Origin of the sequence: Actinoplanes sp. NPDC048791, from assembly GCF_040650095.1 — a bacterium.
Taxonomy (GTDB): domain Bacteria; phylum Actinomycetota; class Actinomycetes; order Mycobacteriales; family Micromonosporaceae; genus Actinoplanes.
Genome location: NZ_JBEZGQ010000208.1, coordinates 1 through 10,747, shown reverse-complemented (window position 1 = coordinate 10,747; position 10,747 = coordinate 1). Strand labels below are relative to the sequence as shown.

Annotated in this window: 7 protein-coding genes and 2 pseudogenes; 1 reads left to right on the top strand and 8 read right to left on the bottom strand. The window is 68.1% G+C overall.

What is annotated here, in order from left to right; all coding sequences use genetic code 11:
- The 8 genes and pseudogenes from AB0C29_RS17495 to AB0C29_RS17460 form a co-directional block, all read right to left on the bottom strand.
- Positions 1–1,403, bottom strand: a 1,403-nt coding sequence (locus AB0C29_RS17495) for a HAMP domain-containing sensor histidine kinase (protein WP_360821298.1), incomplete at its 3' end; no start/stop codon positions are given.
- A complete protein-coding gene (locus AB0C29_RS17490; RefSeq protein ID WP_360821296.1) occupies positions 1,400–2,092 on the bottom strand; it encodes a response regulator transcription factor in 693 nt (230 codons plus the stop codon). The genes AB0C29_RS17490 and AB0C29_RS17495, both read right to left, overlap by 4 nt.
- A gap of 198 nt (positions 2,093–2,290) precedes the next feature.
- The gene (locus AB0C29_RS17485) at positions 2,291–3,643 is read right to left on the bottom strand and encodes a hypothetical protein (RefSeq protein WP_360821294.1); all 1,353 of its coding nucleotides are present in this window, start codon (positions 3,641–3,643) and stop codon (positions 2,291–2,293) included.
- Positions 3,640–3,801, bottom strand: a pseudogene (locus AB0C29_RS17480) (IS5/IS1182 family transposase); the annotation flags it as partial. The gene AB0C29_RS17485 and the pseudogene AB0C29_RS17480, both read right to left, overlap by 4 nt.
- Before the next feature lie 198 nt (positions 3,802–3,999).
- Positions 4,000–6,636: an RICIN domain-containing protein gene (locus AB0C29_RS17475; protein WP_360821300.1), complete on the bottom strand. Its 2,637-nt coding sequence runs from the start codon at positions 6,634–6,636 to the stop codon at positions 4,000–4,002.
- 451 nt (positions 6,637–7,087) lie between these two features.
- Positions 7,088–8,494, bottom strand: coding sequence for a non-reducing end alpha-L-arabinofuranosidase family hydrolase (locus AB0C29_RS17470; RefSeq protein ID WP_360821293.1), 1,407 nt, complete (start codon positions 8,492–8,494; stop codon positions 7,088–7,090).
- 1,039 nt (positions 8,495–9,533) lie between these two features.
- A pseudogene (locus AB0C29_RS17465) lies at positions 9,534–9,770 on the bottom strand (DUF1349 domain-containing protein); the annotation flags it as partial.
- Between the two features lie 543 nt (positions 9,771–10,313).
- The gene (locus tag AB0C29_RS17460; RefSeq protein ID WP_360821291.1) at positions 10,314–10,460 is read right to left on the bottom strand and encodes a hypothetical protein; all 147 of its coding nucleotides are present in this window, start codon (positions 10,458–10,460) and stop codon (positions 10,314–10,316) included.
- Between the two features lie 66 nt (positions 10,461–10,526).
- Here AB0C29_RS17460 and AB0C29_RS17455 point away from each other — a divergent pair.
- Positions 10,527–10,747: hypothetical protein (locus AB0C29_RS17455; RefSeq protein ID WP_360821289.1), on the top strand; the 221-nt coding region annotated here is incomplete at its 3' end.

Genomic DNA, 10,747 nt, shown 5'->3' with positions numbered 1-10,747 from the left:
GCGGGCGGGGCCGCGACCGGAAGGTCGACCCGAAGCAGCGCACCACCGCGTGCGGACCGGGCGACGGCGGCCCGGCCGCCGTGGGCGTCGACGACCCGCTGCACGATCGACAGCCCCAGACCGGATCCCGGCAACGCCCGGGCGCTGTCGGCCCGGTAGAACCGGTCGAACACCCGCGGTACGTCGGCGGCGTCGATGCCCGGTCCGGCGTCGTCGACCTCGAGCACCGCCGACGCGCCCTCGGCACGGAGCCGGACCTGGACCGGCTGGTCTGCGGGGGACCACTTGCCGGCGTTGTCGATGAGGTTGAGCACCGCCCGTTGGAGCGCAGCGGGACGCCCGCTCACCCACACGGAGGTCACGTCGAGCGCGATCTCGATGTCGGGCACCCGGGAACGCGCCCGGGTCGCGGCGGCCAGCACCACGTCGGCGAGGTCGAGCAGTTCGGTGCTCTCGTCGCTGACGTCGCCGCGCGCCAGGTCGGTCAGCTCGGCGGCAAGGGTGCTCAACTCGGCCACCTGGGCGCCGAGGTCGTTGAGCAGCCGGGTCCGGCTCTCCGCCGGCAGTGCGCTGTCCAGGGTGCCGCGCCGATCGAGGCGGATCAGCAGCTCGACGTTGAGGCGCAGGCTGGTGAGCGGGGTCTTGAGTTCGTGGGCGGCGTCCTCGGCGAGCAGCCGCTGGGCCCGCCGGGAGTCCCGGAGCGCGGCGAGCATGTCGTTGATCGCCTGGATCAGCCGCCGGATCTCCCCACCGCCCTCATCCGGGATGTCGGCGTCGAGTTCCCGGGTGTGCGCGACACGTACGGCGGCGGCGGTCAGCCGGTCGATCGGGGCCAGCGCGGTCCGCGCCACGGTCCGCCCGACAAGGCCGCCGCCGACCACGCAGAGCAGCCCGATCAGCAGCATGCCGAACCCGAACTGGTTGATCGGGCTGTCATCGGCGAGGTCGGCCACCTGGACCGCGCCGTCGCCCGCCCGCAGCGTGTAGATGCGGTAGCCGTCGTTCCAGTCGTTCGACTCCAGCAGGTCGGTCGACGCGCCCTGCGCCACGCGCCCGGCCTGCTCGCTGACCGAAGGCAGCGCGGGTTGGCCGGCCGGCGTCCGGGTCGAGCCGTCGGGCAGGATGACCCGCACCAGCCGACCGGATCCGGGGTACGGCGGTAGCTCGACCTGCGCCAGCCCGGCGCGCTCCGCGCTCGCCGCGAGGACGCGGGAGTCGGCGTGCAGCTGAGCCTCGGCGGTGTCCCGCAGCTTCCGGTCCATCAGCTCGCTGGCCACCTGGAAGGACACGAACACGCTGACCGCGATGGCCGTCGCCGCGATCACCGTCATCCTGGTCCGCAGGGATTGCCGGCGCCACCATCGGGTCAGCCGGCGCGGTTCCCGGCCGGTGGGCCTGCTCACGGAGGAGTCTCCCGCAACGTGTATCCCAGGCCGCGCAGCGTGTAGATCAATCGCGGCTCGCCCTCGACCTCCATCTTGCGGCGCAGGTAGCTCACGTACACCTGAAGGTTGTTGGCGGTGGCGCTCATGTCGAAGCCCCAGATCGCCTCGAACAGCGCGTCGCGGGTCAACACTCGGGTGGCGTTGCGGACGAGGACCTGCAGGAGGGAGAACTCGGTCCGGGTCAGGCGCAGCGGCCGCTCGCCACGCCACGCCTCGAACCTGTCGGGATCGAGCCGGACGTCGGCGAACGACAGGACCTGCGATTCCCCGTCGCCCGGCGTACGCCGGCGCAGCAGGGCCCGCACCCGGGCCAGCAGCTCCTCGGTGGCGAACGGCTTGGGCAGGTAGTCGTCGGCGCCCGCGTCCAGCCCCGCGACCCGGTCGGAGACCTGGTCCCGGGCGGTCAGCATGAGCACCGGCAGATCCTGGCCCGCGGCCCGCAACCGCCGGCAGGTCTCCAACCCGCCGAGGCGGGGCATCATCACGTCGAGGATCAGCAGATCCAGCGTGTCACCGCCGGCCCCACCGACCTCGTCGAGCACGGCGAGACCGTTGGCGACGGTGCTGACGTCGTAACCCTCGACTTGGAGCACCCGCTCCAGCGACTCACGGATGGCCGCCTCGTCATCCGCGATCATGATCCGCACGCCGGCATGCCCCCTTCCAGTGGATGCTTTGCTGATCATCCTCCCCGATCAACCTGAGGCCAGGATTAGAAACGTCGCCACTGTGGCACCCCCCGAGTCCACGAACTGCGCTGTCTCGCCGCCACCATCATGCTCAGCGCCGACGTTCCCACCGCCCGGGTCTCCCGGACGCTGCGGCACAAGAACTGACCCACGACCTCAGCTGTTGACCCAAACTGATGAGTCGGTCGTGACGGTGCCCACGGACCGGAGCACCGCGGCCACCCGGTCCCTGTTCTCCTTCAGAGGCAGGGCGGCGGACAGGTCGCCGCTATCGAGCATCGCCTGGAAGCACGCCACGACGCGTTCGTCCGGCTCTCCCGACGTCGGCATCCGGCCCAGGCGGCGTCCCAGGCCATCGACCAACTCATCTGCAGGCAACGGCTCCAGCGTTGCGGAGTAGCCGTACTCGCGGCCCGAGTCGCCCGGCCTTGCCGTGTAGTCGTAGTACTCCGTGAACAGCAGGCCCACTGCCACCGCGGCGCCAGGACGGCGGTGGATCTCGACCGTCAGGTGCAGGCTGAAGTCGCAGCCCGTCGCCTCCCGATAGGTCGACAGCAGCGTGTGTTTCCGCTTGCCGGATGACTCCCATGGCACGCCCGCCTCGGCGAACAGCCGCGCCACCTTCTCGGCGCTCTCCCGTCCCGCAGCGGCGCCCAGGTCTCCGCGCCCGGTCAGCTCGGCAAAACAGGCGAACAGCTCGTCCTCGGTGTGCGGCCCCTCCGGCCGGTCGAGTCGACGCTCGAGGAATGTGATCAGCTCACCCATCGAGCCCAACGGCGTCCGCACGGCCGACGTCTCGGGCTCGGCGCCACGGACGAACAGCATTTGCCGGAATTCGATGGTGGGAGCATCATCCAGCGTCGTGGTGGTGACCGCCAGGGAAAGATCACCACTTCGATCGAATTGATGCCAGCGAATCGATCCCAGCCGGCGAGCCTCGGCATGCCGCCGGTACACGCGGTCGCGGCTCTCGCGGAACGGCAGGTGGATGCCCAACTCGCCGCCGGCCACCAGCTCTCTGAACGTCGCGACGACACGATCCTCTGCCTCGGCGAGCGGCGCCTCGGCCGTGCGGAGCGTCGCCGGGTCGTCGCCACGCTGGTACGACTCGTGGAACCGCAGGCGGGAGGAGCCGACGATTTCAAGGTAGAGGGTGCGGTTGTACTCACCCTCCACCGGACGCAGACGGTCCAGAACGACGCGGCGGATCCGGCCGCGATACTGTGTCTGCTCCTCGTGGTCGATGCCCAGGTCGGTGCACCAGTCGGCCACCTGGCCGAGCCGGTCGTCGTACAGCCCGGTGATCTTGCTGACCACCCGCTTCTCGCGGCCCGCCAGCTCCCGCACGCACGCCTCGAGACGCGACACCAGATCAGGGCCGAACCCCTGCAGACCGAGACGCAGCTCCGCATACGGCACAAGGCCGGCCAGCGCGGCGACCGGCGCGGTCACGGACGCCGTGCCCTCGGCGACCGTCAAAAAGTCGTCGTGAACATCCAGAACGGTCATGCGCCGAGACTAAGGCGTGTTTCATGACCACCGCCGATGGTGGTGATGGTCAGCACGACTTGGAAGCGGACCGCCAACTTGTCATAGCGGGTGGCGACGCCGCGGTGGCGTTTGAGAAGGGCGATGCCGTTCTCGACGGCGTGACGCAGCTGGTAGAGCTACGGGTCGAAACCGCCGGGGGCCGAGCTGCCATACGGGTCCATCGCGGCGGCGCGGGAACCCGGCGTGGCACCGACGGTGACCAGCTCTATCCGGCGTAGGTGGTCGGCGGCGAAGCCGACGGTACGGCCGATGGACTTCAACCCGCGACCCGTTCTGGACCCTCGCCCACCCGCCGGAGTTGCCGCCGGATCAGATCAGGTGCGGAGGGTCCAGCGCTGATTCGTGCCACCGTTGCACGACCAGAGGATCAGCTTCGTGCCGTTCGCGGTGGCGGCGTTGTTGGCGTCCAGGCACAGGCCGGACTGGGCGCTGGAGATGCTGCCGTCGGAGTTGAGGTTCCATTGCTGGTTGGTCCCGCCGTGGCAGTCCCAGATGATGACCGCGGTGCCGTTCGCCGTGCCGTTGCCGTACGCGTCCAGGCACTTGTTGCCGTACGCCGTCAATTGCTTGCCGGTGCCGTAGGCCCACCGCTGCTTGGTGCTGCCGTCGCAGTCCCACAGCTGCACCTGCGTGCCGTTGGCGGTCGCGGCATTGGGCACGTCGACGCACCGGCCGGATTGGCCCCCGACGAGTTGCCCGGCCTGCTGGGAGCCGCCGCCGCCCTGCTGCCGGACGAGTGACCGGGACTCGGCCGACCGGTTGCCCTGGGCGTCGAGGACGAAGAGCCGGTAGTCGCCCGGCGACGACGGAACCGCGATCGAGGTGGCGTTCCCGGCGGCCGAAGTCATCGTCGGCCCGGCCGTGAAGGTCGTCGTGCCGGACGGTGCCAGCCAGATCGTCCGGGTCGCGTCGCCGGTGCTCCGGACGGGGATCGGGGAGCTCCCGCTGCCGACGAAGGTGCTGGCGGGCAGGACGTGATCGGGCGAGACGCGCGGGGCGAGGTCCCGGAAGGACTCCTGCAAGCCGGAGTTCACTGCGATGGCGTACGCCGCCGGCGGCCAGACATAGTCCGACGACACCAGAATGTCCTGCACGGTGCTGTTGGGCAGATTCTTGTTCGACACCTTGTTGATCGGCCCGTACGTCTGCGTGATGCTCAGATCGTGCTTGCGGCCGAAGTCGTCGGAGTTGATCAGCCAGGTGACGTTCTTGTCGACGCTGAGGACGTTGTTCCGGAAGGTGATGTACGCCGAACCCTCATCGGGATGCAGGCCGTACTTGTGGCCGGCCGGAACGCCCTGCAGATAGTTGTCGGTGATGGTGGTTCCGGGCTGACTGCCGAGCGTGTAGATCGGAGCCGTGTCGCTGAGACGCTGCACCGTGTCGATGATGTGGTTGTGGCTGATCGTGTTGTTGCGCGCCGTCGTGGTGGGACGGTTAGGCGCGATCGAGCCGGATGACCCGTCGAAGTTCCACCATCCCCAGCCGAGGGTGATGCCGGACCACGGCGCCTTCTCGATCCGGTTGTACTGCACAGTCAGGGTGTCGACGAAGTACGCCGACAGGGGGCTGTGACCGTTGAAGAGCACCGCGCTGTCGTACAGGTAATTGTTCTTGATCTCGATGTTCTTCGGCAGTCCTTCGACCTGGGCCGGGTACTTCTCCCGGTTGGCGGACGTGTGGTCGCCGATGTAGACGTGCTGCGGGTGACCGACCACCACCGCGGATCCGGCCACATCGATCGTTTGGTTCCCGATCAGCTGACTGCTCTGCACGTCGTTGATCAGGCTGATCCCGTCGGCGCCGCTGTGCTGGACGCGGTTGCGCTGAAAGAGGATCCCGTCGGCGTTCTGGACCTCGATCATGCCGGGGGTGACGTCGACGTTGCGGTAGTAGTAGACATGGAAGTTCTGCTTGGCATACGCGAGCGCGCCGAGATTGCCCTGTTGCGCCTGCTTGAACGCCGATCCGGCCACGCTGAACAGGTTCCAGTCGGAGTGCTGGACGCTGAGGCCGGAGAAGGTGATGTTGCGGGCGTGGCTGCTCGCCGAGGTGCCCGAGACCCGCAGCAGCGTGGTCACGTTGTTGGGCGCGAAGACCGACGCGGTCGACATGTTCTCTGAATCGGCCTTGTAGTAGTACAACGTCCGGCTGGTCTTGTCGAAGAAGAACTCGCCCGGCGCGTCCAGGAACTCGTAGGCGTTCATGACCTTGTGGGAGCCGCCGACCTGCGCGTTGCCGTTGAAGGCTCCTTGGGCGATGGCCGCACCCGGCTGCTGGAACAGCGCGACCCGGCTGCCGCCGTCGGTGGTCACCTGACGAACCCCGACGATGGCCGAGGTCCAGGTCGTGGACGTTTCGATCTCGATGTCATCCTGGTTGGCGGCGATGGCCGGGAAGTCGGACGTGCTGTATCGGGAGCCGGCGCACTGCGACCCCGATTCCCACGCCCACGCGGCCTGCCCGGCGGTGATCGTGTACGACCCGTGGCAGCCGGACGACGCGATCGTCTTCGAGGCCATGAACGCCCGCTTGTCGTTGACGTAGAGCGCACGCAGCTTGTTGGCCCGGTCGAGCGGGGCCTTCCAGATGTTGCCGGTGTGCTGGCTCCAGCCGGTCACCCGGGTGCCGCCCTCGAGAATCGGGGTCTCGCCCGGATAGGCCGCGTAGACGACCCGGTGGTTGTTGGTTCCGGAATCGCTCGGCCCGAACTCGATGGTGCTGCCCACGGGGTAGCTGCCGCCACGCACATAGACCTGGATGTCGCCGGTCATGTTCACGTTGACAGTCCGGACCACGTCGCGAGCCCGTTGCAGGGTCCGGAACGGTGCCGAGATCGTTCCCGGGTTGGCGTCGTCCCCGTCGGCGGCGACGTAGTAGGTCGCCTGAACCGCGGCGGCGGCAGGAACGCCGTGGCCGGCCACACCCACCGACGTGGCGGCGATGATCATCGCGGCGGCCAGCAGCGACTTCCCCAGACTCTTCACGTGGTGCTCCCTCGCTTCATCCAGGATCAGTCGCACTACTCCAACGTCATTGAGCGACGACAATATAGACAGATGATTTCGCGCTTCACAAGAAGGCTCGTTAATGGAGATATGGTCGCCCGGAGGGTCTCGGCGTAACACTTTTTGAAGGCGTTTTCATGGTGCGCCAAAACGCTCGTGATCTTCAACGACCTGGAGCAAGCCCTTGGGCGGGGCCGGTTCGGCACCGACCGCGACGGCTACGAGCCATGCTCGCCGCCGGCCGTGAACACAAAGGCCGTACCTGGGCCCTCGAAGGCTGCGCAGGAATCGGCCGACACGTCGCCCAGCGCCTGACCGCCGACGGCGAGACCGTTACAGGAGAGGCAGGCCCGGTGGAATCCGGGCCCGCCTCGTTGCATCATCCGTTTGTCGATCAGCGGCGGAGGGTCAGCAGACCCGGCCGGTACGGCAGGAGGCCGTAGTCACCGCCCGAGTTCGTGGCGCGGCCCTGGTACAGCAGCTGCAAGTTGCAGGGGTCGATCGTGTTGGTCTGATCCGCGCTGGTACGCAGCAGTTCACCGTGGCTGATGTCGTTGGTCCAGGTGGCACCGCTGTTGGCCTTGCCCGCGAACGGGTTGTTGTAGGTCGTCGCGTTCGGCGTCCAGGTGCCGCTCAGGCTGGTCGCCGTGAACGAGCGGAAGTAGCGCTCCCAGGAGCTGGTCCTGGCCTCGATGATCATCAGGTACTGGTTGCGGCCCTGCACCTTGTAGACCTGCGGTGCCTCGAAGATGTTTTCCGAGGTGTCGGTCATGATCGTCGTGTAGTTGGAGCCGAAGCTGCCCGGGAAGTTCCCGATCGGCATGATCTGGCGGTAGATCCTGCCGTTGTCGCCGGCGAAGAACAGGTACATGTTCTGGTCGTCGCCGATGATCGTCTGGTCGATCACGCCGGTGCCGGAATCGGTGATCTTCGCGGTGGACAGGGTCTGCGCGGCCGACCAGCCGTTGGCGTTGGCCGGGTTGGTCGACGTGCGGTACGAGAACGACGTCGGGCCCCACTGGTGGGCGAGAACCCAGATGTTCTTCGGCGCGAAGTAGAACAGCGACGGCGCGACGGTGCCCTGACTCATGGTGTTCTGGGCGGCCGAGCCGAGCTGGTTGAGGTTGTCGACCAGGCCGAAATTCATCGAACCCCAGCCGCCGGTGGCGCTGCTGCTGTGAGTGGTGGCGTACACCAGCTGCTTGCCCTGGTACGGGGCGATGGTGAAGTCCTTCAGTGACGCCCAGCCGGACTTCGGCTGCGCCAGCGGACCGGTCGACGTCCAACGGTAGGACGTCGGCAGCGCGCAGGTGGCCGGCGGTGGCGTTGTGGGCGTGACCGGCGGTTCCGATGGGGGCGTGACCGGCGGCGTGGTGGTGGTCGGCTGTCCGGTGCACGCGACGCCGTTGAGGGCGAAGGCGGTCGGAACCGGGTTGCTGCCGGTCGACGCGCCGTTGAAGCCGAACGACACCTCGCCGTTCGTGGCGATTGCGCCGTTGTAGCTGACGTTCCTGGCCGTCACGGCCGAGCCGCTCTGGGTGAGCTCGGTGCTCCACGCCTGGCTCACCGTCTGCCCGGCGGCGAACGTCCAGGTCAGCGACCAGCCGTTCAGGGCGTCTCCGAGGTTCTTGACCGACACGCTGGCGGTGAACCCGCCCTGCCACTCGGAACCCACGGTGTAGTTGACCGCACAGCCCGCCGCGGCGGCACTGGCCGGCAACGCCACCGCAAGCGCAGCCGATCCCAACAGCGCGGCACCGGCCGAGGCCAGAGCGACATTCGTACGTCTGGATCTGTTCACGGATTTTCTCCTGAGTAGGGGGCAGCGGCTCTCAAAAGCGGGGCGCCGTCATGTTACCGTTAACAACCACAGCTCGCATGTTACGAGGGTGTTGCCGGACCTTCAATGAGAACCGGTCGGCAAGTGACGAGTATCGATAAATATATGGCTCATGGGGCCGTCATCACGCCATTCGTGCTAATGCGGCCGGCCGAGCAGACGCTGTTACGACGATGCCAGTCGCTCGGAGCGTCGACGGTCGCCCGTCTCGGCCGCGAACCGGCGTGCGCCCGCGATACCCGCGTCGGGTCGCCGGCCGCCGTGACGGCCTCCGGGTCCGGGGAATACTCACGCAGGTACCGGCCCAGCTGGGCGGCCGCGAGCAGATAGTTGTAACGGGTGTTCTGCGGATGATTGGCCGCACGCAGGGCACGTTCCCAGTCACGTAGGCAGCCGGCCCACGCCGGCGTGGGCGGGGTGCGGGTGACGGGTGCATCGGATCCCCTGCCGAGCCAAGGGGTCCAGTAGCGGCGTACTGGACCCGGGCACGTGGTCCGACGGGAGGTCGGTGCATCAGCGCGCATGACGTGTGGTCCCCACATGGTCCCCAGGCGGTACAGCATGGTTTGTATCGAGTCTCTGGGGCCCGGTTGGAACGCTGTCCATCGTCCTGGCGCACCCGCGAGGTTGGTCTCGACCTTCGGATTAGGAGGGCGCGAGCGCCCTTGTGGTTAGGTATGGCTGAGGGGCGGATCAAGGAAGCGATGGCCTGGTGAAGCCTTGTCCAACGTGGCGTGGATTGTCATCTGATCGTCTCGGTCGCTGTTGCGTGTGTGAGCAAGGAATCGGTCAGCAGCTGCGGCGGGTAGCAGGTCTAGGCCTGCACGGATTGTGGCGTCGACAGCATGGCTGCGGTCTGCTTCTCGGGTTATGTCGAAGGCTGTGGGCCCACCTTCCTTCAGCCACTGCAGGACCGCCTCCGCTGCTCGGTCTGGGCTCATGCCCCGTTCGCGTCGTCCGAGGATCCGCGGGTCACCACCGAGACCACCATCGGGACCCCTTACGGCGCCTCGAATGCCAGCTTGAGCCAGCGATCCTGGCCCTCCCGGGCGATCAGCGCACCCGCGTCGAAAGCGGCCACAAAGGCCGGGGCGACGAGCGCCGAGAACTGGAATTCCCCCCGGTACGAGCCGAGCAGCAGCGGCGCCTCGGCGCGCACCGATCCGTCCTCAGGGCTGGTGGAGAGGTCCGTGCGCGGGCCGGCGGCGCCGGTCAGCACACCCTCCTTGTAGGCCCAGCTCTCCGGTGCGGGGTGACCGGCTCAGCGGGAACGGCAGTTCAGGCACGCGGATCTCCATGCCGACCGTTGTACCGGCCCGGCGCTGCCCACCAGGGGCAGCAGGCCGGCCGGATCGTCCACCGCGTACTCACGGACCCCGTCATCGGGGTCGACCGGTACCGCGCCGCCCCCGGGGACAGCGCGTTCGTGGCGAGCACTTCTCAGGATGGACGGCGAGGCGCCGCCCCACCGCCGCATGGAGCCGCGGATCGGGCTTGCGGCATCGCTCCTGCCAGAGAAGACGAGCGGGACAAACGTGGTGGGGCTTCAGCACTCCGTCAGCTCGGCACCGCAGTCGCTAAGCAGGCCGATCGGGAGCCCCCGCCGCCGGAGTTCCGCCAGGACGCCGAGCGCGTGGTGCCGCGGCTTGCGGAGGCGGGCATGACCGCTCCGGTGATGCGCGAGCGCGACGGGGAGCTGGGCGGATGACGGGTTCGCTCCGCAGGAAAGCGCCACCGCCCTCAGGGTGCTCTCCATCCCGCCGTGGACCCCGATGGTGCGCTAGCCGAAGCTCCCGGCCAGCGCCTCCCAGAACCGTGGCCGGCAGACGCCGAGCAGCTCGCCGGTGCGGTGCGCGAGGGCTCGCGATACTCCCTCTTCGCCGGGGTCGGTCAGCGTGCCGCAGTACCCGAAGATTACCGCGCGCATGACCCACACACGGACGCGCCGGAGACCCCCGTGGTGCGAGGGCCTCCGGCGAGGCGGTTCCGTGCGGTGGATCAGGATCCGCGAAGGATCAGGTTGCCGTTGTCCGCGGCGCCGCTCGGCGAGCCGGTTGTTTTGCTGGCGCGTTTTGCGGAGCCGCATTCCCCGCGGCTTTATCCGGCTGGCGTCTCGTTCAAACCCAGACCACGCAGGGTGTTATCGCGGTTCGCGTTTCCGCGCAGCGCGGTCAAGGAATTCAAGCGGCCGTGCTATGAGGTGGAAGATCCGGG